Source organism: Acinetobacter sp. C32I (assembly GCF_023702715.1).
Lineage (GTDB): Bacteria > Pseudomonadota > Gammaproteobacteria > Pseudomonadales > Moraxellaceae > Acinetobacter.
Genome location: NZ_CP098480.1, coordinates 842,031 through 862,155 on the forward strand (window position 1 = coordinate 842,031; position 20,125 = coordinate 862,155).

Consider the following 20,125-nt stretch of genomic DNA (forward strand, 5'->3'; position numbering starts at 1 on the left):
AATCATTCATGAATATATTATTGAAAAGCAGTGTGTTATGCGCAAGCATTGTATTAGCGGCATGTAATAACGACGATCACTCAGAATCGAAAACACCACCAGAAAATAACACTGCATCAAAATATTATCAGACCAAAACTCCGTACCAACCGCAACAAGATCTCAAACAATATGAAGCCATTCCGCAAGGCTTTCAGCCTGTATTTACAGAACTGGTGGCTCGTCATGGCTCTCGCGGTTTATCCAGTATTAAATATGATTTAGCGCTGTATAACCTTTGGAAACAAGCCAAAGCTGAAAATGCACTCACACCTTTAGGCGAAAAGCTGGGAGCAGATTTAGAAAGCATGATGAAAGCCAATATTCTTTTGGGCTATGGTGTGGATGGCATCCGTCAGTTTGGCTATGGCAATGAAACCATGCAAGGGATTCAGGAGCATCGTGGTATTGCTGATCGCTTATTACAACGCTTACCAAATCTGTTTAAAACCGCCGTACAACAACCGGCATCAATTTTAGTGCAAAGTTCGGGTGTAGACCGTGCGGTAGATAGCGCCAAGTTTTTTACTGCTGAATTGATTCAACAGCAACCGCAATTAAAGGCACACATCACCCCAATTTCATACACCAGTTTAGCCAGTAGTAGTGTGCCAACGATTGAAGATGGTGGGGTGGATCGTTTTAAGCTTTATTTTCATAGTTTGAATAAAGATCAAGATTTAGCACAGCCTTTATCAGGACAACAACAGGCAATTTACGATGCCAGCCAAGCCTATCAGCATTTTGAAGAAGAGGATGCAGATCTGGTCAATAAGTTAAATGAACTTGCGAAAAATAGTCGTGCTGAACAAGTGGCAAAGAGTGTATTGAATCCATTGTTCAAAGCAGAGTTTATTCAAAAGTTGGGAAGCACAGGCTATGTATTTAGCAATACAGGTTCATATAGCGTCACTTCACCTAAAGGTGAGATCATCACTGAAAAAGGTAAGGGTAAAAACAGTATAGCCAGTGCTGTGGATGCCGCGGCCTATGTCTATGAGTTATATTCAATATCAGGCGGTATGAAAACTGAATTGAAAGGTGTTGATTTTGATCAGTATATGCCTGTAGATGCAGCAAAATTTTATGCTGAATTTAACGATGCCAATGATTTTTATAGTAAAGGGCCAAGTTTTACCGAATCGAAGAACGTCACCAGTGCAATTGCTCAGGGTCTAAAGCAGGACTTATTTAAACAAGTCGATGCGATTGTAGATCATCAGCAAGCACATCGTGCGGTATTACGTTTTGCCCATGCCGAAATTATCATTCCATTGGCGACCAGTTTAGAGTTGCACAATATGATGCAACCTTTGCCTTTACGTCAAACCTATAGCTACAGCAGCAGCGCTTGGCGAGGTGAGGTGGTGTCACCCATGGCAGCGAATCTACAATGGGATATCTATCAAGACAAGCAAGGCACAACCTTGGTAAAAATGTTCTATAACGAGAAAGAAACGTTGTTTAAGTCGAGTTGTAACTACGCACGTTATAGTACGAACAGTTTTTATTATGACTATTTAAAGCTTAAACAATGTTATCAAATTCAATAATCTAAGATATTCAGCCTTTTCATTTGGGAATAGCTTGCTATTCCCAATTTTATTTCTTCATAATCCATGCATGATGAACCTGATGTGATTGAGAGGTTGCATGACACCTTTTTGGATTGCCTTGCAGTTTTTGACCATTTTACCAATTGAACTCAAAACGATGCCAAGCGCAAAGCAGAATGGTCAGGCCATGCTGTTTTATCCTTTGGTGGGTTTATTGCTTGGGCTGATTTTGTTTGCATCTGCCATGTTATTGGCAAAGCTTCCGATCATCTTGAGTGCAGCACTGATTCTCGTACTCTGGATTTGGCTGACGGGTGGATTACATCTGGATGGTTTAGCGGATACAGCCGATGCATGGGTCGGTGGATTTGGTGATCCTGAACGAACCTTGAAAATCATGAAAGACCCTGCATGTGGTCCAATCGGGGTGCTGAGTTTAGTTGCCGTCTGCTTGCTGAAATTTGTGGCTTTATACGTTTTGCTTGAACAACAAATGGCTGTTTTTTTAATCTTCTTGCCTATGCTTGGGCGTAGTGTGCCACTGTTTTTATTCCTTACTACGCCTTATGTACGTGCTCAAGGCTTAGGCCGTTCTATGGCAGATTTTATGCCCAAAAAACAACTTTGGATGGTTTTTGTCATTACAATAGCATTGCTTTGTGTGTTTAAATGGCTTGGGTTAATTGCTTTACTGGTTTTTTTAGTGCTACTTTTTTATATGCGATCATTATTCATTAAACGAATCGGCGGGATGACTGGAGATACAGTAGGCGCTGCAATTGAGCTGGCTGAAACGGGTGTGCTCCTTAGTGCTGTGATTGCTTCGTTCTATATCATTTAAAAAAATTGATCACTTGGGTTGGTGTGATCCTTCTGAACGAAGAAGGATCACTTTGAATGATGTTAGCGTTTATGCAGTTGAACCCAGAAACCCAACACAGCGAGTAAGGCAATCAGTGCTGCAATTGTCGCTAGAATGATATCTCGAAGCGTTTTATCTATCGGCAACCATGTCCATTTATGCAAATAAGCAAAACTAAATCCTTCTAAGGCATCTTGTTGCGTGACCTGAGCTGCAATCACACCGCTGCTCGGTTCTATATACAGTCTGAGTTGATTCTCTAACTGGGTCTCAACCTTGATCACGGGTAAGCGTTTGTTGATAAATCCATATTCTCCTCCAAAATTTGTCACCCATGAGGATTGTTTAATCTGCTCTGGCTTTAAATCTAAGTAGCTAGCAGCTAATTGTTTGCTTTGTTCGAGAATATCAAGCGCTTTACCATTACCCGCATCTATAAACTGAATCGTGGGAGCTACTGTTTGGGTCGCGTGATGATCATGTGCTTTGCTTGCCGCCGTCATGCTGCCTTGTAAAGGAGCTTGTCCGACGGCTTGAATCATCCATGCAGCACGAGTATGTGTCTGGCTAAAGGTGGTTGGAGCCAGATCCAGACGCTGAATGGGCTGCTGAGTGACCTGCTGCCATGCTTTGGTACTTAGATCAGCCGTATGGAAAACAGGTTGAATATTTTTTATATCGGGCTTTTTTTGCCAGATATGATAGAAACCACTGAACGCCCAGAGCAGAATAAAGACACTTAAACTGATACCTAAATAGCGATGTAGAAATCGGATCGGTTTTTGCCCTAGACGGTGATTGCGCCGATTATGTATCTTAAAGAATAAGCCAATCCCTATAAAAAGCATGCACAGTATGCTAATCAAAGCCATTTGCATGAGAATAGTTTGACCTGTCCAAGCTTGATCACCCCATGTCCAGGTATGACCTAAGCGGAAGATTCTTGCCATCCACATCTTTTGATCATTAGACAGCGTGGCCAGTCGTGCTTGTGAAGGATCGACATAGGCACGCAAACCATTTTGAAAATCAACACGCCAAACTGGTAGTAAACGATTGACGCTCGGATAATCATCACTGAATGCGGTGATGATTTGACTGGATACAACTTCCTGTTGAGAAAGACCCGTGTACCAGCGCGCCAAACGCTCGGCATCCTGTTGTTCGGCATTCATCAGCAATTGACTGGTCTGACTATCATAGTATTCAGCAATCTTTTGGTTGGGCTGTAATATGCGATAGGCAATCTGCTGATTTTCTAATTCAATCACCTGTAAGGCTGAAAATTGCGCGATTTGATGTCGCTTCAGAACATCCGTTGCTGCTAAGGCTTGTGTTAAATCCAATTGTTGAGCTGGTGGTATTCGTTTCACAGGCTGAGGTTGTGTTGCACTCATCATCGGATGCAACACACCTGTTAAAGACCAAAGTAAAACGAGAACGCCCAACACCATCCCAAAACTACGGTGCAATGACAATAGTCTTTTCAGTTGTTTGGCATTCATTGCTTATTTCCCAAAATGATAACGTAAACCTAATAAATAGGTACGTGGTGCAGCGGGGGTATAACTGACTTGGTTATTACTAAATGAGGTACTTTCCGCATAATGCTGATCTGAGGCATTCAGGATTTGCCCATAGATTTCATAAGCATTTTTACGGTAGTTAGCACGTAGATTCAGCAAAGTATGGCCATCATACTTTTCCGTATTGGCATCGTTAATCCAGTAAGAACCGGCATAAACTGCTTCTGCAGAAAGTAATAGCTCAGGTATTGGCTTAATTTGGTATTCAAGCGTACCAAATGTTTTAGGCGCACTTGGCATGGTGTTGCCGCTATAATCTAAAACACTCGACGGTTGAAACTGCTGATATTCATGTTTGGCCACACTGCCTGAGAGTTTTAAGCGCTGATCATATAAATCACTGAGTTTCCATGTTCCCCCAATTTCAATTCCCTGATGTAATGTTTTGCCTGCATTGCGTGGCTCGCGTGTGTTATCTGGCTTGGTATAGCTCATCACTTCATCTTCGCCTTCTAAGCGATATAGGGTGATTTCACCATCTAAGCGATCATCGAATAATTTAAAGCGCAGACCTGCATCAATATTATTAAATGTGGCTTCTTTCAAGTCTGGTGTCACCAGATTTGCCCCGTATAAACTGCTCACCTCTGGCGGTACAAAACCCTGTGACCAATTGCTATAAAGATCAATTGCTGGCGTCACATTCCAGACAAAACCGACTTGAGGGCTGGCTTTATGAAAATCACGTTTTTCATTCGGTGCGCCTGTGGTTTTTGATGGGGTTAATTTGTTTTCATAGTCATAACTAATCCAGTCATAGCGTGCACCACCAACTAAATTTAAAGTCGGTAACACTTGCCAATTGGCTTGAGCATAGAGGGCTTGGTTATTGACGTCTACATTAAAGTCGCGTAAGCGCTGGCGTTGTTGATAACCGGTATAGACCAAGGTATTCGGGTCTCGGAACACCTGAATATCATTGGTTTTGGCTTGGTTAGGAGAATGGTCAGCCATCGCCCCAACAATCAGTTTGACCTGATCAAATGCCGCTGAATGCTGCGCATTTAAGCCATAGGACTGAAAGGCGTTATAGGTAGTTTGTCCACTATAAGTACCCGTCGGTGTACCATTTTTAACATCAGTACGGATGTTATAACTTGGATTTTGTTCGGTAGTATTGTCACGATAATATAAGGTGACTTGGCTTTGTTGCTGATCATTCCATTGATGGCTAATTTGAGAAGAAAGCCGTGTGGCATCAACTTCACGATAGGTAAAGGTTTGGTAGCTGTATCCAGGACGTTTGCGATAATCATCCAGATTTAAGCTACCGGTCATATCCGCTTTTAAATGGTTATAGCTGAGGATATTTTTGATTTGGGTGGCATCAGAGATATGCCAGTCGTGTCTGAGCGTCACACTTTGCTTATCACTTTCAGCATGGTCTTGCCAGCTATCACCACGATCACTGGCATAGGCTGAAAGTCTTAACCCATGCTCACCCCATTCGCTATCAAAGCTATCCGATGCACCGACATCGACACGGCGATATCCTTCAGAACTGGCACTGATGCCAAGGTCGGCTGTGGGTGTAGTACTCGGTGCTTTGGTGAGAAAATTAACAGTTCCACCAATCGCATTGCTGCCATATAAGCTACTGGCAGGGCCACGTAAAATTTCAATGCTATCAATACCCGCCAAATTCACTTCATATAAGGCATTGTGGTTAAACACACCCACGGGACGAATCGAAACACCATCTTCTAAATATTGATAAACGGCTGCTGTGGTCATCGGTTGGCGAATCGACATCATATGCTGTTCATTACCCAAGTCATTCATTAATACGCCTGGGGTTTGATTCAGCACCTGTCCAATAAAGGTTGCATGTTCATCTTCAATGTCCTTGCTGTTAATTTTACTAATCGCAGCAGGGGTATTGTTAATCGATTCACCTTCACGACTGGCAGTCACAACAATGGTGGCTAAGGTTTTGGTCGTATCAGAAGGTGCAGTTTCAGCAAAAGTAGCAGAACTATAGCTAACAGACAGGCACGCAGCCGTTAATACAGACAAACGGAATTGAGTATTCATTTTGAACTCTATAAAAAGCAAGAACTAAGGACATACCAACGTTATTTACGGGGCACGAAGTAAAATTTGCGATTTATAAAGCCAGTGGCGGGGCTTGTTTGATTGGAAAAATATAGAAGATGCGGGCGATGTGCAGATCTTCTGTCCACGTATGGCACAGGCAGCGAACGCGACTGAACCAAGCCAGTAGAAATATAATAATGAATGCAATCAGCGGGACAATCGCAGCGGCATCTAAACCATGTGAGCATAAAGGACAATGCTTCATGATTTGGCTCGCCAGTGCATACACGTGTTGAGCATATTCACTGAGCTGGGCATGTTTGGCATGTTGTAGCTGCGGTGCGTGATGCATGTCGTGCATGCTATGTTGATGATGACCTGAATGTGTCTGTGACATCAACGAGACATTTTGAATTTCTGTGACTTGGCAATGGCTTGGCATTGCATAAAGTGCAGGTACGACGCCTGTATTGACCATCGTTGGTAAGAAGATATGCCAGAGTAAACATAGCAAAGTAATCGCGCCGAAACTGGCACGCCACTTAAGCAAATGTTGACGAAAACTGGACTTCATATCAGCGATACGTCGTAGGAGAAATGTGGCAGCAGTATAATCAAAAAATGACTTATAGATCAAAGCAAAATTAAGGTATTCTGAGACTGCTGAATTCAATAATTTATAGGCAGATCGGCATGTCAAAAATGGCAAATCATTCCGATTGGATTGTTCGGGCTTCTGAGAGTGATCGCTTGGAAAGGATTGAAGCTTTCTTTTCTGATCATGCATATGAACCACACCAACATGATACCTTTGCGATTGGTCGAACCTTGTCTGGTGTACAAAGTTTTCATTATCGTGGTGAAGTCCGACATAGTCAGCATGGCATGACCATGGTATTGCATCCAGATGAAAAACATGATGGCAGTGCGGGGACTCAAGACGGCTTTCACTACAGAATGATGTACGTTGAACCTGCATTGATTCAAAAGATCATGAAAGGCAAGCCGCTGCCTTTTTTCAAACATGGACTGAGTGATGATCCACGGCTTTATCGTGTTACCCATACACTTTTGCAAAATATGCAGGACTCATTGGATCTTTTAGAAGAAGAAGATGCTTTGTATGATTTGGCGACAACCTTGTATGAAGTTGCAGGTCAGCCAGCACGCTCGCGGCAACGCTATGATTATATTGCGGCAGAGCGAGCCAGAGAGTTTATTCACGCTTCACTGGATCAGAACATCAGTCTGGATGATTTAGAACAGAATATCCAACGTGATCGTTGGAGTCTTTCTCGTGATTTTAGACTGCTATTTGGCACTAGCCCGCATCGTTATATGACCATGCGTCGGCTAGATATCGTGAAAAGGTGTTTGATGTATGGAGAGTCGCTGACACAGGCTGCCATCATTGCTGGTTTTTTTGACCAAAGCCATATGACTCGGCATTTTAGCAAAGCTTTTGGAATTACCCCAGCAAAATGGAAAGAGATTTATACACATCAGCAATAAGCTGTGCTTGCGACGAAAAAAGCTTTAAATAAGATGCATAGCTTTTAAGAAATCACTCAACATAAATAGACCTGAAATAATTAAGAAGATACCCAGTATTTTATTTAGATGATTGAGCCAAATTGGATTACTCAATTTTTTGCCAATTACTGATCCAGCAAATGAATAAAGCAATGGAGCACCCGCTGCTCCGAGAGAAATGAGTAATGAAACAATCAGAATCAAGCTACCAGTGATATGTGCAGCAGGGTACATAATGGTGGTCACAGGTAAAATCACCAAAATCGCTTTCGGATTCAGGCTTTGAATCCAGAAACCATTCCAAAAGCTGAGGCTTTGGTGTTGGGTTTGATCTGTTTTTAATTCGGTATGCGCTGTCATCATTTTATAGGCGATATAAAAGGTATAAAGCGCCCCGATCAAGGCAATAAAATGTAAATACGCATGGGGAATCAATGCTGCACCGGCATAACCAAATACAACAAATAGCATCAGCATAGAACAACCTACACCAGCAAAAAAGCCCAATGTTCGGGAGAACTGTCCTGTTAGCCCAGCATTTAATCCCATAAAGTTCACAGGACCAGGGCTGTACATCACACTTAAGGTATAAAGAAAAATTTCCATGACCAACCTAAATGAATCAATAACAAAGGATGATCAAAATAGGGCAAAGTGCCATGGGCTGTATTGTACGTTTGTGCAAGTTAGCTGAATTGACGAACAAAAAAACAGGCTCATAAGAGCCTGTTTTCATCGCAGTTAAAAGATCGAATTAACGCGTTGGTAATACGTCTTTCAATGCTTCATGCATTTCGAGTAATGCTTTTTCAGTAGTTTCCCAATCAATACAGCCATCAGTTACTGATTTACCGTATTCAAGATCGCATAGATTTTCAGGAATATCCTGACGACCACCTTTTAAGTGACTCTCCACCATAATCCCAACGATTGATTTGTTACCATCAAGGATTTGTTCCGTGATGTTTTTCAAAACCAAAGGTTGTAAGTACGGGTCTTTGTTTGAGTTGGCATGACTGGTATCAATCATGATCTTGTTGCTGACTTTAGCTTTTGCCAAAGCTGCTTCAGCTTCTGCAACTGAAGTCGCATCATAGTTAGGCTTGCCATTACCACCACGTAATACCACGTGTGCATAAGGGTTGCCTTTGGTATTGATAATCGCAACTTGACCGCTTTCATTCAGGCCCAAGAAGCTGTGACCATGTTTAACAGATTGCATCGCATTGGTCGCAACGGTTAAACCACCATCGGTACCGTTTTTAAAGCCAACAGGAGAAGATAAGCCTGATGACATTTCACGGTGAGTTTGGCTTTCCGTAGTACGTGCACCAATCGCAGACCATGAAATCAAATCTTGATAGTATTGTGGTGAGTTTGGATCAAGTGCTTCAGTGGCACATGGCAAACCTTTTTCATTCAAATCAATCAATAATCCACGGCCGATATGCAAGCCTTTTTCAATATTGAAAGAGTCATTCATGTCAGGGTCGTTGATTAAACCTTTCCAACCAACTGTGGTACGTGGTTTTTCAAAATAAACACGCATGACTAGATATAAAGTGTCTTTTACTTTTTCGCTGAGAACCTTGAGGCGATCAGCATATTCATGTGCAGCTTTAGGATCGTGAATCGAACAAGGGCCAATCACCACAAACAAGCGTTTGTCGTTGCCATCTAAAATGTTACGTACAGTTGCACGTCCTTGTAACACAGTTTGAGAAGCAGCATCAGATAAAGGGAGGTCAGCTTTCAGTTCTGCTGGGGTAATCAAAGTTTGAATGCTTTTAATATTAACGTCGTCGATATCTGGCTGAGAAACTGGATTTGACTGTAGAGTATTCATTGCTGTCACAAATTCAATCGAAAGAAAAGGTTATTTTGTCTACGAATATAGCATGAAATGCCGATTGATTAACTAGCGAAAAGCATAATTTATGTAGAAATAATCGGCATTACAACGCTTAAACAGTTGTTGTTACGTGCTTTGTTTGCTGAATCACAACCGCTTGATGTGTTTCAACTGGCTTTGGTTTCGCCTTAATTGGGTTCACCATGAAGTTCACACCCAAAGCAAATAGGGTAATGCCTAGAATTTTACGGATCAGACGTTCTGGCATACGTGAGCTGATGAGTGTACCGACAATAATGGCTGGAATTGAACCCACCAACAACCACATTAACAGGGTAAAGTCGACATTACCGGAAGACATATGGCTTAGGCCAGCAACTGCTGTCAGTAATACCGCATGTACTACGTCTGAACCAATGATACGAATCATAGGAAGATTCGGGAACATTAGCACTAAGGCCATGATACCGAAAGCACCTGCACCCACAGAAGACAAGGTTACAAAGATACCGAGCACAATACCCATAATCACAATGTAATGACGTTTGTGTTGCAATGCATGCTGTTCACTTTCCATATCCGCTTGTTCACGGTTACGAAACTTGTCAAAGAACTTTTCAATTTGTGCACGGAACACAATTGAGATACCGGTCAGGGTCAACATAAAGCCCAAGACCATCGTCAATACCGCTTTATAATGGGTGGACTGACTGAGATAATGTTCAAGTACCCAAGAGGTTGCAAAAGAGGCTGGAATACTGCCTAACGCGAGCCAAAGTACAATTGGCCAGACAATATTCAGTTTTTTGGCATGAACCACTGAACCACAGAATTTTGAGATTGAGGCATAAAGTAGATCAGTACCAATGGCAATATGCGGTTCGATCTTAAATAGGCTAATCAGGATTGGGGTCATCAATGAACCACCACCGACACCTGTGATACCGACACAGAAGCCAACCAATACCCCAGCCATAATAAATTCTATAGGACCAAACATCGACAATATGCCTAATTATGCAAAAATCAGCATATCTTATGCTTTTTTTAGATAACTCGTTGTGATGAATAATGATTTGCTTATGCAAAAAAAAGCTAAAGAACTCGGTTCAGTGTCGATTTATTTTCGTTAGGAATAAAGGATGGGTAAGTCAGAAATTTATGCACATAAAAACATAATTATTAACGGATTGTGCCAAAAAATGGTGTCTTAAATTCAACTTTAAATTGCCATTTTTGTTTTTAATGCATTGTTTTATATCAATAAAATATGAGAATGCTTTATGAGAAAGACGTGTCGGATAGCTCCCTGAAATCCAAAATTGATTGTTCTTCGCATGAATTGATTTAAAATTATTTAAATAGAGTTGGTCTAAATTTCGACTGATTCGAAATGATGTTTTGAATATAAGTATTTGTTTATTTTTAAATATTTTTGAATTGTGTAAGGAACTCAGCAATGAATAAATATCTAAAGCATTTATTGTGGCTGGGTTTATTGGGGCTAAGTGGTTCAGCTTATGCGCAAGCACCGCATGTATGTGGCGGAGGGCCTGGGCCAAATGAAGTCATGGCAGGTATGAATCCAGGTGGTCATGGTGTTGGACCTACGCCGCTGTGCTATTGGAAACAGCAGTCACAACATGGTGGTTCACAACAATCTGCACCACAACCGACAGGCTATTGGGTAAAGACTTGGGGAGCGATGGCAGCAGATGGTAAAAAGGGAATATTAGGTACTTTTACTGGAGCTAATTCAAAGCAACAAGCTGAATCTAAAGCACTTAACGAATGTCAAAGTAAAGGTGGGAGTTGCCAAGTATTTTCTTATTTTAATCAATGTGCTGCTCTTGTTTCTGGTGATAATCATTATGTTATACAAGGTGCAGAAAATATTGATGTAGCATCAAAAGTTGGAATGACTGATTGTCAGAAAAAAGATAAGGGGTGTCGCGTCCATTACTCTGCTTGTACTGAACCCTATTTTGTTAAGCATTAATGGCTTTGAAATATAAGGAACTCAGCAATGAATAAATATCTAAAGCATTTATTGTGGTTGGGTTTATTGGGGCTATGTGGTTCAGTTTATGCAGAAGGTGGTTGTCCAAATGGTATGACACCAGTCAATAATGGACAGAACTGGACATGTATTCCTGGGGGAAATGATTCACCAACACAACAACAAGCCGCGCCATTGTCGCAACGCCCTACAGGTCATTGGGTAAAAACTTGGGGTGCGATTGCAACAAATGGCGTAAAGGGTACATTAGGTACTGCGGTTGGAGCTAAAACAGAGAATGAAGCAAAAAAGATTGCAATGAAAGAGTGTAATGATAAAGGGGGTGGCTGTGAGCTTGAATTTACTTATCATAATCAATGCGCTGTTCTAGTTACAGGAAATAAGATTTTCAATACTGCACATGCTGGTTCAATAGAGAGAGCTTCGGAGATTGGAATTTCTCAATGTAAAAAAGAAGACACCAACTGCCGCGTTTACTACTCCGCCTGTACCGAACCACGTTTCGTTAAGTACTAATAGCTTTGAAGTACAAATACTATTTATGTGGGATCGCTTAAAAGCTAAATGACTTTCATACTAATTTTAGTTGCATTCACCTATACAATTCATTTATTTTGAATACATACACGGATTGTATGTTTGATCATTTCGCTTTATGTCTATTTTCATTCGAAGCCTCATTTCATTGCTGATTGCTATGTGTTTTATCACTAATAGCTATGCAATGGCTGTGTCTGAAGTGAGTCAACCAGCTGTAGAGCACGTCATTTCAAATCATGCTGCAATGTCAGATTGTGGAATGTCTGCGATGACGAAGTATGACTCTATGGACAGTGGCAAAATGGATACATCACACTGTCAAAAGAGTCTGTGCTGTGTTGCTGCAACATTTGAACACAGTCATCATTCCATTGAGCGAAGCATACAATCCATTAAAACAGCAAATTCAGCTTATCTAGATCAACTGACTTTAGGCATTTATCAGTTACCTTATCGTCCTCCAAATCATGTCCTGTTTTTATAAATGTAAATTTCTTATTTTTATTTCAAGGACATGATGATGTTTAATATTAAAACCGTATTGCTTTCAACACTCTTATTGGCCACGACTGTACCTGCTTTTGCTGCAAGTGATTGCTGTAAGGAAAAAGAGGCTGCTAATAAAAAAGAGTGCTGTGAAAAAAAGATGAAATGTTGTGATGACAAAGATAAAACTGCTTCTCAAGAAGATCATAGCCATCACGGGCATTAATTTCTAATTAATAAAGCTATCCTTGACAGAAGTTAAGGATAGCTGTTGTAGCAAAATCATTTTAGTTTTTTAGTGGGTTTAAGCTCATTCACAGATACCACCAACACAAAGGTCACAGGTGTGGCGAAGATCCACCAACTGATAAAGCCAATGGAACTACCATACTCTAAACAAAGCAGGCTACCTGCAATTAAGAAGCAGATATAAGCTAAAACTCTCAACTGGGTCTTATAGCGAATAAAAGCTTGTTGTTTGGTTTTGCTGATTTGCTTGGCACTACATTTATACAGCAACAACATCCCGATGAGGGTTAATATTAGGCTCAACAGAATCATGCGTTGACCTCTTGTTGTTTCGCTAACTTGGTTTTGATTTTTTGAGTAGATTTCGCTTGAATCGGCTGGATATTTCTAAAAATAAACACAGCAAATAGGGCACAGACCAGCAGGAACAAATCAATTCGCAAGAATATCCAATAGCTGTGTAAATCAGTGATGAGCTGATGTTGAATCAAATATATCAAGTTATAGACAGGTAGAACCAAAGCAATCAAGCCGAAAATGCAGATCTGTGATTTCCATAAGTATTGTTTTTTGGTCAATAAAGCGATGATAAAGCTCAGTCCCCATACGCTGAAAAAGGTATAAATTTCATAGTTGGGTGTAGTTTCAGTGATATGGACCAATCGATTGGCGAATAGATAGCCGAGCATTGCAGTCGGAAGGCCGACAAAGGCTGCAACATTTAAACGATCCACCAAATAATAGCCAAAATGAAATTGATTCGATTTATTTTGAATCTGGCGTTTTAAGCTCCAGAGCAATAGGCCAGACGCAATCATTAAACACCCCAAAATACCTGAGCAGAAGAAAGCGAAGCGCAGTATCGGTTGGGCAAAAGTCGCCATATGTAGGCCATAAACACCCGCATTTAAGGTTGCAACAGCACTTTCATTTCGAGTATTAGCCAATACATGACCTTGTCCATTAAAGGTGATTTGTGCCTGATTTAAGGTAATCGAACGATCTTCTAATTGCTTAAAGGTAATGATAGCTTGGTCTGTATTGGGATTTTTGACCTCAATCGATGCTAAGGCTTGATCTCCCCATTGTTGTTTTACTTTTTCTAATAAGCTGCCAATCGGCAACATTTCTGCTTTTTTAGGTTCAGCTTGATGCGTTGTGCTTTTTTCAGTGGTTCTGATCTCAGTAAAATATTGAAACGGATTCTCTGGATAAAGCTTTTGCATGCCCCAAGGCAAGTACAGATAGAAGAAAATCGCCAATCCTGTAAAAGTAATGGTCAGGAAAAAAGGCAAGGCCAGTACAGAGGAGACATTATGGAAGTCCAACCATGAGCGTTGCGATTTAAAGGTTCTCAGGGTAAAGAAATCGGTAAAGATCTTCTTATGCGTAATAATCCCAGAGACCAAAGCAATCAGCATAATAAAGGCCGCGAGACAGGCAATCAACCGTCCGACCATGATAGGAACACCATAGAGCTGAAAGTGGAAGTTATAAAAGAAATCTCCACCTTGGGTCGCTGAGAGTTTTAGCTCTTGCCCCGTATTGGCATCTAAACTACGGCTTTCATAGCCACCGCTGGCTTGTTGCCAGTACATTTTATTGACGGGTTCTTCATGATTGGCAATATTGAGATACCAAGATTTGGCATCAGTCGCATTTTTAGCTAAATAATCCGTTGCTGTACGAATAGCAGTATCTTGATTAACTTGATATTGCGCTAGCTGTGGTTGCATCCATAGATTAATCTGATGTCGATAATAGGAACTGGTACCCATCAAGAAAATGGCAAATAAAAGCCAGCCAAAAATTAAGCCTGTCCACGCATGCAACCATGCCATTGATTGGCGAACGCCTTTATTTTGCATTTTTAATTTAAACCCACAGATAAGCCAAACAATACGCCGGTCAAAACCAGACTGATCAAGCTGAGTTTCCACAGTGAATGTGCACAAAAACTTAAAATGATAAAGGCCAGATAAAATAGAATTGAAATAAATGCTGCAAGATAGATTGCCTCTGCCTTATCTAATAGATGGCTAAACAATGAACCGAGTCCAAGGCTCAAATACATCATGCACACGTAGCCAACAACAAAGCTCAACACAAAGCGATAGAAAATGCTCAGTCGATAGACAAGCGAAATAGATGCAGATTTAGCCATAAAGGGTCTTGAAGCAAAAGAAGGGAGAAATAGATCACATATGGAAATGATTCTTGTTTATATTAAATCTTAGCAGAATCTCAATCAATTCTTCATTCATCGTAAATCTAGATTGTATTTTGAATAATAAATGTCATCTTAGATCAGAACTAATATTCACCAATCATGAACAATTTGCACGGTATAGTGTGATTCGATGTAAAATCATTCTGTTAGAATCATTTAAACATTTCTGTGGGGCGTGGGTCTTGTTAAAGCAAAAACTAAAAATTGGTATCGTGGTGGGGGAAGTTTCTGGAGATACTCTAGGAGTGAAACTCATGCGCAGTTTTCGCGAACAAGGCATTGATGCTGAATTTGAAGGGATTGGTGGCCCACAAATGATCGCAGAGGGATTTCACAGTTATTATCCGATGGAAATTCTTTCGGTGATGGGAATTGTTGAAGTCCTTAAAGATTTAAAAAAGCTGTTTGCTGTACGTGATGGTCTAGTTGAACGTTGGACCGAACATCCCGTTGATATCTTTATTGGTATTGATGCACCCGATTTTAATTTGCGCCTCTCCAAAACCATTAAAGAAAAACAGTTACCTATAAAAACCGTACAATATGTCAGCCCGTCGGTGTGGGCGTGGCGCCAAGGTCGTGTTCATGGTATTAAACGCAGTATCGATTTGGTTCTGTGTTTATTTCCATTTGAAAAAACCTTTTATGAAAATTATGAGGTTGCCGCTGCCTTTGTTGGGCATCCATTGGCAAAGCAACTACCGTTAAAAAATCCAATTACTGAAGCCAAGCATCAATTAGGCCTGTCTGCACATAAAACCCATATTGCGTTATTACCTGGAAGTCGCCGTGGTGAAATTGAACGATTGCTGCCACTGCTCACGGGTGCTGCTGAAATTCTTCATCGGAAGTATCCTGATCTGGAGTTTTTAATCCCCGCAATTAATGATGCGCGCAAGCATCAGATTGAACAGGGCATTCAAAATCTAGATACCAGCCTGAAATCTAAAATTCATATACTGGAAAATAGCGATGCCGAGTCAAAAATTGGCCGTATGGTGATGAATGCCAGTGATATTGTGGCTTTGGCTTCTGGTACGGCGACCCTTGAAGCAATGTTATTGCATCGTCCAATGGTGACTTTTTATAAGTTGAACTGGTTGACCTATCTGATTGCGAAATTCATGGTCAAAATTCCATACTACTCATTACCAAATATTATTGCTGGTAAAAAAGTGATTGAGGAATTGATTCAGGCCGATGCAACGCCTCAACATTTAGCCACTGAAATTGAAAAATTAATGGATCATGAAACGGCGCATATCCAAATGATGCAACATTTGAGCATGCATAAACAGTTGATCTCGGGTAATACCGAAGATCCCGTACAGGCGATTCTCAATTGTCTGAATGCAGGCTAAATAAAAAAGGTGGCGATTAGGCCACCTTTTTTTATACATATCATTCAGGCACGAAGGATTAGTTCATAACCTGTATATTTACGAATATTGATCACACCAATATCAAATAATAAGTATTGACCTTTAATCCCTTGCAACACACCGCGAATTTTTGGGGTTTTATCCAAATTCAGCGATTTAATCTTTTCAGGATAATGCTCAACTGGATAGATAAATTCACGTGGCGTTTCATCTTCCAAGAATTCCAAGCTTTCGTTAAATTCAAGGTTCTGATTGAATTCTTCACGAATGCTTTGAATTTTCGGAGCGAATTCTTCAAGAATTTGATCACGTTGCTCAAGCAGATTTAAAGGTTCAGCTTCACCTTTTAGCAATTTGCGCCAGTCGGTTTTATCTGCGATTTGTGTACCAATTAACGTTTCCAAATGCCCAGACAAACGACGTGAGCCGACTTTCATAATGGGTAAAGCTTGGGTTGCCCCTTGATCTAACCAACGGGTTGGCATATTGACGATACGGGTAATCCCGATCTTTAAGGCACTTGAGTTGGCTAAATACACAATATGTGGCTGGAAACAAACATCATGTGCGAACTGGTCTTCACGACAGGTTCCCAAGTGATAATGGCAGGTTTCAGGTTTCATAATGCACAGGTCACATTCGGCCTTGGTTTTAAAACATTTAAAACAATGACCCTGCGAATAAGACTTCGGTGTTTTTGCGCCACAAGAGGTACAAAAGATATTGCCAGTCCATTCGATCTCAATTTCTTGACCTAAAACAAAAGGAAGGTCAGTTTCTGAACGATCTAATATAAATTTATATTCAACATTTGCCTTGCTTGTTGATTGATCAGTTACACTATGCGTTTTGAGCGCTGCATGCATTTTATGACAAATGCCTTGTAGTTCCATTAATAAACTCTCATCTTTTCAATCAAGGGTTGCAGTTATGGCTGAACAAAATGTCATCACTTCTATGCTAGACGATTTATCTCAAGAACAGCCCATTCATACTGCACTTTGTATAGGTCAGCAGATTGACCAAAATGCTTCAATTCAATGGCATTATTTTAACGTAACTGACTTTTTAAGTCTGCCATTTACGCAGCGTTATGATTTAGGTTTTGTATTATTTGATACAGAAGAAATGCAAAATATCACCGAAACGCAAAAATCACAGCTGTTGGTGAAGTTACGTGACCTGATGGCCAAACGAATTGTCGTGGTCAGTAAACTGGGCGATGAAAAATTATTGCGTTCGCTTGGCTTTACTCAATTGATTGATAAAACCACACACGGCAGTGATTTTGCTTTATGGCAATTTAATATCTTGACTTATAAGCATGTACCTGACTGGTTTAACTCCAAGTTCTGGGCGAATCCTGAGAATTGGAATAAATTCCGCTGGTAAAATAATCAGGCTGGAAAGAGTTGCAAGTTCTTGCAAAATTTAACAATTTAACTTTGTTTTGTGCTTTCAAAGCAGCGTATGCTTTTTGCATAAATAATTCCAAAGGAAAGTTTAAGTCATGACTGATTTAACCAACATTGTTGAAATTTTAGCAAAGCAAGCTTTAGGCGGTCAGCAACAATCAGGCCAAGCGGGTGGTTTAGGTGGAATTTTAGGTTCTGTTTTAGGTCAACTTGGTGGTCAACAGCAAAATACCCAAAGCCAGCAAGGTGGCTTGGGTGGTATCTTGGGTTCAGTTTTAGGGCAATTGGGTGGTGGAAATACTTCAACCCAAAGTAATGCAACTGGTGGTAATACCGCACAAACTTTATTGATTGCAGTTTTACCATTGGTGTTAGCTTGGATTCAAAAACAAGGCGGTTTACAAGGTGCATTGGATAAACTAAAAAATGCCGGTTTATCGAATCAAGTGCAAAGCTGGGTAGATCCACAGCAACAAAATGCACAAGATGTGCCAGAGCAAAATATTCAAAGTTTATTTGATGACCAAGATGTAGAACAAGTTGCACAACAAACTCAAGCACCGAAACAAGCGATTTATGGTGCAATTGCTTCAGTTTTACCGCAAGTGATTGATTCTTTAACACCGCAAGGTAGCAGTACCAATCCACAAGAAGCCAACCAAGATATTCAGCAAGTTTTGAATTTGGTGAGTGGCTTCCTTAAAAAGTAAAAAATCCGATGCGAAAAAGCCTGTTCTCTTGAGCAGGCTTTTTTCTAAGTTATATATCTACATCATTGCGATTCTGACACCAATGATCGATTACATTGCTGCTTGGTCTTTTTCGCGCTAGATGTTGCTTTATATACATTACTTGGCTCAGGGAACAGTTTGAGCAGTGAAATATAAAGCAATGCTGCAAGTGTAATGCTGATCGGTAAACTCAAATCAAGACCGTTGAATAAATGTCCCCAGATACCAATAAACTGATCTGGTAAATGCACAAAGCAAAGGCCGATAAGCGCACTGGGTATCCATGCGATGATGCCACGCCAATTCCAACCATGATGAAACCAGTAAGCGCCGCCTTTTAGGCCATTTGCAAACACCTGTAAATCATCATTTTTATAGTAACCTTTACGGGTGATAAATCCGATAATCATAATGATGATCCATGGACTGGTGCACACCACTATTAGAGTGGCAAAAGTCATGACGCTTTGAGTTAGATTCGCTGCAAAACGACCTAGAAAAATAAACAGGATGGACAATAGGCCAACCCAGATCGTGGCTTTAACACGTGTGAGTGATTTTGGAAAAAGACTCGACATGTCCAAACCCGTACCGTACAAGGCTGTAGTTCCAGTAGATAAACCACCAATCAGTGCAATTAAACACAATGGAATAAAGTACCAAGCTGGCGCAATTTGAATCAGTCCAGCGATGTAATTATTTTGTTCAATAAACATGGGAGCACTACGAGCAACAATGCTGGCGGTGACTAGACCAAACAGAAAGGGAATTAAGGTTGCAAGCTGTGAAGCAAATACGGCTGCCATGATTTTATGGGAGGCTGTTTCTTTAGGAATATAGCGCGACCAGCCCCCTAAGAAAGTACCAAAGGAAATTGGGTTACTGAATGCAATTAAGGCTGCACCTGTGAAAGCTGCCCAAAATCCAGCTTGTCCGAGTTGAATTTGTCCTGCGTAAGTTGAATCAAATTGCTTGGAAAAAGCAAACAGACCTAAAAAGAATAATAGACTTGATGCAATCACTGCCACTCGGTTCACCAGTAGCATAAAGCGAAAGCCATAGATACAAATCGTAAGCACCAATAAGGCAAAGCCACTATAGACCAATCCATATAGCCAGTTACTTTGATAAGAACTGTCAAATAGACGTTGGGTTGCACCAATCAGTGCATCGCCAGAACTCCACACGGAGAGCGAAAAAAATGCGATAGCGGTAAGTAAGGATAAAAATGAGCCGACAACTCTGCCATGCACGCCAAAATGGGCGCCAGAAGCCACGGCGTTGTTGGTTCCCGTACGTGCACCAAAAATTCCCATTGGCGCTAAGATACAGGCCCCCAAGATAACCCCACACAAGATTGCCCAGAATCCAGCTTGAAAAGAAAGGCCAAATACAATTGGGAAGCTGCCTAAGACACAGGTCGAAAAGGTATTAGCGCCACCAAAACTTAAACGAAATAGATCAAAAGGGCTTGCTGTACGGGCATGTGCAGGTATTTCTTCGATACCATAACTTTCGATTGTTGTAATCTGTTTAGAACGATCTCTATGCATAATGCGCTACTCTTAATATCCATTTATTAGGTTCAGGTTTGCTTGTTGGTTCAT

21 protein-coding genes are annotated in these 20,125 nt (G+C 40.8%); 10 read left to right on the forward strand and 11 right to left on the reverse strand.

The annotated features are described in order from the left end of the window. Positions 1 to 8: 8 nt before the first annotated feature. Together NDN13_RS04000 and NDN13_RS04005 are read left to right on the forward strand one after the other, a co-directional pair. Entirely contained in the window at positions 9 to 1,592 is a 1,584-nt protein-coding gene (locus NDN13_RS04000) for a histidine-type phosphatase (RefSeq protein WP_251117249.1), read from the forward strand. Positions 1,593 to 1,692: 100 nt separating this feature from the next. After that, complete coding sequence (locus NDN13_RS04005; protein ID WP_251117250.1) at positions 1,693 to 2,436, forward strand: adenosylcobinamide-GDP ribazoletransferase; 744 nt, start codon at positions 1,693 to 1,695, stop codon at positions 2,434 to 2,436. Between the two features lie 62 nt (positions 2,437 to 2,498). Here the strand turns inward: NDN13_RS04005 and NDN13_RS04010 are convergent, their stop codons facing one another. The 3 genes from NDN13_RS04010 to NDN13_RS04020 form a co-directional block, all read right to left on the reverse strand. After that, the gene (locus tag NDN13_RS04010) at positions 2,499 to 3,962 is read right to left on the reverse strand and encodes a PepSY domain-containing protein (protein WP_251117251.1); all 1,464 of its coding nucleotides are present in this window, start codon (positions 3,960 to 3,962) and stop codon (positions 2,499 to 2,501) included. Positions 3,963 to 3,965: 3 nt separating this feature from the next. Further along, positions 3,966 to 6,077 carry a TonB-dependent receptor gene (locus NDN13_RS04015; protein WP_251117252.1) on the reverse strand — a complete coding sequence of 704 codons (2,112 nt, stop codon included), beginning with the start codon at positions 6,075 to 6,077 and terminating at the stop codon, positions 3,966 to 3,968. A 73-nt stretch (positions 6,078 to 6,150) separates the two neighbouring features. Next, complete coding sequence (locus NDN13_RS04020; RefSeq protein WP_251117253.1) at positions 6,151 to 6,654, reverse strand: hypothetical protein; 504 nt, start codon at positions 6,652 to 6,654, stop codon at positions 6,151 to 6,153. A gap of 119 nt (positions 6,655 to 6,773) precedes the next feature. On the opposite strand from NDN13_RS04020, the gene NDN13_RS04025 reads away from it, so the two are divergent. After that, the gene (locus NDN13_RS04025) at positions 6,774 to 7,592 is read left to right on the forward strand and encodes an AraC family transcriptional regulator (RefSeq protein ID WP_251117254.1); all 819 of its coding nucleotides are present in this window, start codon (positions 6,774 to 6,776) and stop codon (positions 7,590 to 7,592) included. A 24-nt stretch (positions 7,593 to 7,616) separates the two neighbouring features. On the opposite strand, the gene NDN13_RS04030 is transcribed toward NDN13_RS04025, so the two are convergent. From NDN13_RS04030 to NDN13_RS04040, 3 genes are all read right to left on the reverse strand, one after another. Beyond that, the gene (locus NDN13_RS04030; RefSeq protein ID WP_251117255.1) at positions 7,617 to 8,219 is read right to left on the reverse strand and encodes a LysE family translocator; all 603 of its coding nucleotides are present in this window, start codon (positions 8,217 to 8,219) and stop codon (positions 7,617 to 7,619) included. Positions 8,220 to 8,367: 148 nt separating this feature from the next. Further along, on the reverse strand, positions 8,368 to 9,459 hold the full coding sequence (locus NDN13_RS04035) for a 3-deoxy-7-phosphoheptulonate synthase (protein WP_004807288.1): 1,092 nt from the start codon (positions 9,457 to 9,459) through the stop codon (positions 8,368 to 8,370). 118 nt (positions 9,460 to 9,577) lie between these two features. After that, positions 9,578 to 10,465 carry a sulfite exporter TauE/SafE family protein gene (locus NDN13_RS04040; RefSeq protein WP_065343888.1) on the reverse strand — a complete coding sequence of 296 codons (888 nt, stop codon included), beginning with the start codon at positions 10,463 to 10,465 and terminating at the stop codon, positions 9,578 to 9,580. Positions 10,466 to 10,924: 459 nt separating this feature from the next. Here NDN13_RS04040 and NDN13_RS04045 point away from each other — a divergent pair, with 459 nt between their 5' ends. The 4 genes from NDN13_RS04045 (at position 10,925) to NDN13_RS04060 (ending at position 12,737) form a co-directional block, all read left to right on the forward strand. Continuing rightward, positions 10,925 to 11,464, forward strand: coding sequence for a DUF4189 domain-containing protein (locus NDN13_RS04045; RefSeq protein ID WP_251117256.1), 540 nt, complete (start codon positions 10,925 to 10,927; stop codon positions 11,462 to 11,464). Between the two features lie 27 nt (positions 11,465 to 11,491). Then, positions 11,492 to 12,001, forward strand: a complete 510-nt coding sequence (locus tag NDN13_RS04050) for a DUF4189 domain-containing protein (protein ID WP_251117257.1) — start codon at positions 11,492 to 11,494, stop codon at positions 11,999 to 12,001. A 139-nt stretch (positions 12,002 to 12,140) separates the two neighbouring features. Further along, the gene (locus tag NDN13_RS04055; RefSeq protein ID WP_251117258.1) at positions 12,141 to 12,509 is read left to right on the forward strand and encodes a hypothetical protein; all 369 of its coding nucleotides are present in this window, start codon (positions 12,141 to 12,143) and stop codon (positions 12,507 to 12,509) included. 36 nt (positions 12,510 to 12,545) lie between these two features. Further along, positions 12,546 to 12,737, forward strand: a complete 192-nt coding sequence (locus NDN13_RS04060) for a hypothetical protein (protein ID WP_251117259.1) — start codon at positions 12,546 to 12,548, stop codon at positions 12,735 to 12,737. 56 nt (positions 12,738 to 12,793) lie between these two features. Here the strand turns inward: NDN13_RS04060 and NDN13_RS04065 are convergent, their stop codons facing one another. Genes NDN13_RS04065 through NDN13_RS04075 form a run of 3 tightly spaced genes read right to left on the reverse strand, consistent with a single transcriptional unit; the run spans position 12,794 to position 14,924 of the window. Beyond that, positions 12,794 to 13,072: a DUF1634 domain-containing protein gene (locus NDN13_RS04065; protein ID WP_251117260.1), complete on the reverse strand. Its 279-nt coding sequence runs from the start codon at positions 13,070 to 13,072 to the stop codon at positions 12,794 to 12,796. Further along, the gene (locus NDN13_RS04070; protein WP_251117261.1) at positions 13,069 to 14,628 is read right to left on the reverse strand and encodes a PepSY-associated TM helix domain-containing protein; all 1,560 of its coding nucleotides are present in this window, start codon (positions 14,626 to 14,628) and stop codon (positions 13,069 to 13,071) included. The genes NDN13_RS04065 and NDN13_RS04070 overlap by 4 nt, the downstream gene beginning before the upstream one ends. A 2-nt stretch (positions 14,629 to 14,630) precedes the next feature. Then, positions 14,631 to 14,924: a hypothetical protein gene (locus tag NDN13_RS04075; protein WP_251117262.1), complete on the reverse strand. Its 294-nt coding sequence runs from the start codon at positions 14,922 to 14,924 to the stop codon at positions 14,631 to 14,633. 248 nt (positions 14,925 to 15,172) lie between these two features. Here NDN13_RS04075 and lpxB point away from each other — a divergent pair, with 248 nt between their 5' ends. Beyond that, positions 15,173 to 16,351, forward strand: coding sequence for a lipid-A-disaccharide synthase (gene lpxB, locus NDN13_RS04080; protein ID WP_251117263.1), 1,179 nt, complete (start codon positions 15,173 to 15,175; stop codon positions 16,349 to 16,351). A gap of 44 nt (positions 16,352 to 16,395) precedes the next feature. Here lpxB and NDN13_RS04085 read toward each other — a convergent pair whose 3' ends face one another. Beyond that, positions 16,396 to 17,265, reverse strand: coding sequence for a DUF2797 domain-containing protein (locus NDN13_RS04085; RefSeq protein ID WP_004653389.1), 870 nt, complete (start codon positions 17,263 to 17,265; stop codon positions 16,396 to 16,398). A 37-nt stretch (positions 17,266 to 17,302) separates the two neighbouring features. Here NDN13_RS04085 and NDN13_RS04090 point away from each other — a divergent pair, with 37 nt between their 5' ends. Together NDN13_RS04090 and NDN13_RS04095 are read left to right on the forward strand one after the other, a co-directional pair. Next, a complete protein-coding gene (locus NDN13_RS04090; protein WP_251117264.1) occupies positions 17,303 to 17,764 on the forward strand; it encodes a DUF6231 family protein in 462 nt (153 codons plus the stop codon). Positions 17,765 to 17,882: 118 nt separating this feature from the next. Next, positions 17,883 to 18,497 carry a YidB family protein gene (locus NDN13_RS04095; RefSeq protein WP_004653391.1) on the forward strand — a complete coding sequence of 205 codons (615 nt, stop codon included), beginning with the start codon at positions 17,883 to 17,885 and terminating at the stop codon, positions 18,495 to 18,497. A 62-nt stretch (positions 18,498 to 18,559) separates the two neighbouring features. Here NDN13_RS04095 and NDN13_RS04100 read toward each other — a convergent pair whose 3' ends face one another. Next, on the reverse strand, positions 18,560 to 20,071 hold the full coding sequence (locus NDN13_RS04100; protein WP_251117265.1) for a purine-cytosine permease family protein: 1,512 nt from the start codon (positions 20,069 to 20,071) through the stop codon (positions 18,560 to 18,562). Positions 20,072 to 20,125 lie beyond the last annotated feature (54 nt).

Excerpts from the sequence above, each read along its gene's own strand:
- NDN13_RS04000 (WP_251117249.1), top strand. The coding sequence starts at position 9 with ATGAATATATTATTGAAAAGCAGTGTGTTATGCGCAAGCATTGTATTA.
- NDN13_RS04005 (WP_251117250.1), top strand. The coding sequence starts at position 1,693 with ATGACACCTTTTTGGATTGCCTTGCAGTTTTTGACCATTTTACCAATT.
- NDN13_RS04010 (WP_251117251.1), bottom strand. The coding sequence starts at position 3,962 with ATGAATGCCAAACAACTGAAAAGACTATTGTCATTGCACCGTAGTTTT.
- NDN13_RS04015 (WP_251117252.1), bottom strand. The coding sequence starts at position 6,077 with ATGAATACTCAATTCCGTTTGTCTGTATTAACGGCTGCGTGCCTGTCT.
- NDN13_RS04020 (WP_251117253.1), bottom strand. The coding sequence starts at position 6,654 with ATGAAGTCCAGTTTTCGTCAACATTTGCTTAAGTGGCGTGCCAGTTTC.
- NDN13_RS04025 (WP_251117254.1), top strand. The coding sequence starts at position 6,774 with ATGTCAAAAATGGCAAATCATTCCGATTGGATTGTTCGGGCTTCTGAG.
- NDN13_RS04030 (WP_251117255.1), bottom strand. The coding sequence starts at position 8,219 with ATGGAAATTTTTCTTTATACCTTAAGTGTGATGTACAGCCCTGGTCCT.
- NDN13_RS04035 (WP_004807288.1), bottom strand. The coding sequence starts at position 9,459 with ATGAATACTCTACAGTCAAATCCAGTTTCTCAGCCAGATATCGACGAC.
- NDN13_RS04040 (WP_065343888.1), bottom strand. The coding sequence starts at position 10,465 with ATGTTTGGTCCTATAGAATTTATTATGGCTGGGGTATTGGTTGGCTTC.
- NDN13_RS04045 (WP_251117256.1), top strand. The coding sequence starts at position 10,925 with ATGAATAAATATCTAAAGCATTTATTGTGGCTGGGTTTATTGGGGCTA.
- NDN13_RS04050 (WP_251117257.1), top strand. The coding sequence starts at position 11,492 with ATGAATAAATATCTAAAGCATTTATTGTGGTTGGGTTTATTGGGGCTA.
- NDN13_RS04055 (WP_251117258.1), top strand. The coding sequence starts at position 12,141 with ATGTCTATTTTCATTCGAAGCCTCATTTCATTGCTGATTGCTATGTGT.
- NDN13_RS04060 (WP_251117259.1), top strand. The coding sequence starts at position 12,546 with ATGTTTAATATTAAAACCGTATTGCTTTCAACACTCTTATTGGCCACG.
- NDN13_RS04065 (WP_251117260.1), bottom strand. The coding sequence starts at position 13,072 with ATGATTCTGTTGAGCCTAATATTAACCCTCATCGGGATGTTGTTGCTG.
- NDN13_RS04070 (WP_251117261.1), bottom strand. The coding sequence starts at position 14,628 with ATGCAAAATAAAGGCGTTCGCCAATCAATGGCATGGTTGCATGCGTGG.
- NDN13_RS04075 (WP_251117262.1), bottom strand. The coding sequence starts at position 14,924 with ATGGCTAAATCTGCATCTATTTCGCTTGTCTATCGACTGAGCATTTTC.
- NDN13_RS04085 (WP_004653389.1), bottom strand. The coding sequence starts at position 17,265 with ATGGAACTACAAGGCATTTGTCATAAAATGCATGCAGCGCTCAAAACG.
- NDN13_RS04090 (WP_251117264.1), top strand. The coding sequence starts at position 17,303 with ATGGCTGAACAAAATGTCATCACTTCTATGCTAGACGATTTATCTCAA.
- NDN13_RS04095 (WP_004653391.1), top strand. The coding sequence starts at position 17,883 with ATGACTGATTTAACCAACATTGTTGAAATTTTAGCAAAGCAAGCTTTA.
- NDN13_RS04100 (WP_251117265.1), bottom strand. The coding sequence starts at position 20,071 with ATGCATAGAGATCGTTCTAAACAGATTACAACAATCGAAAGTTATGGT.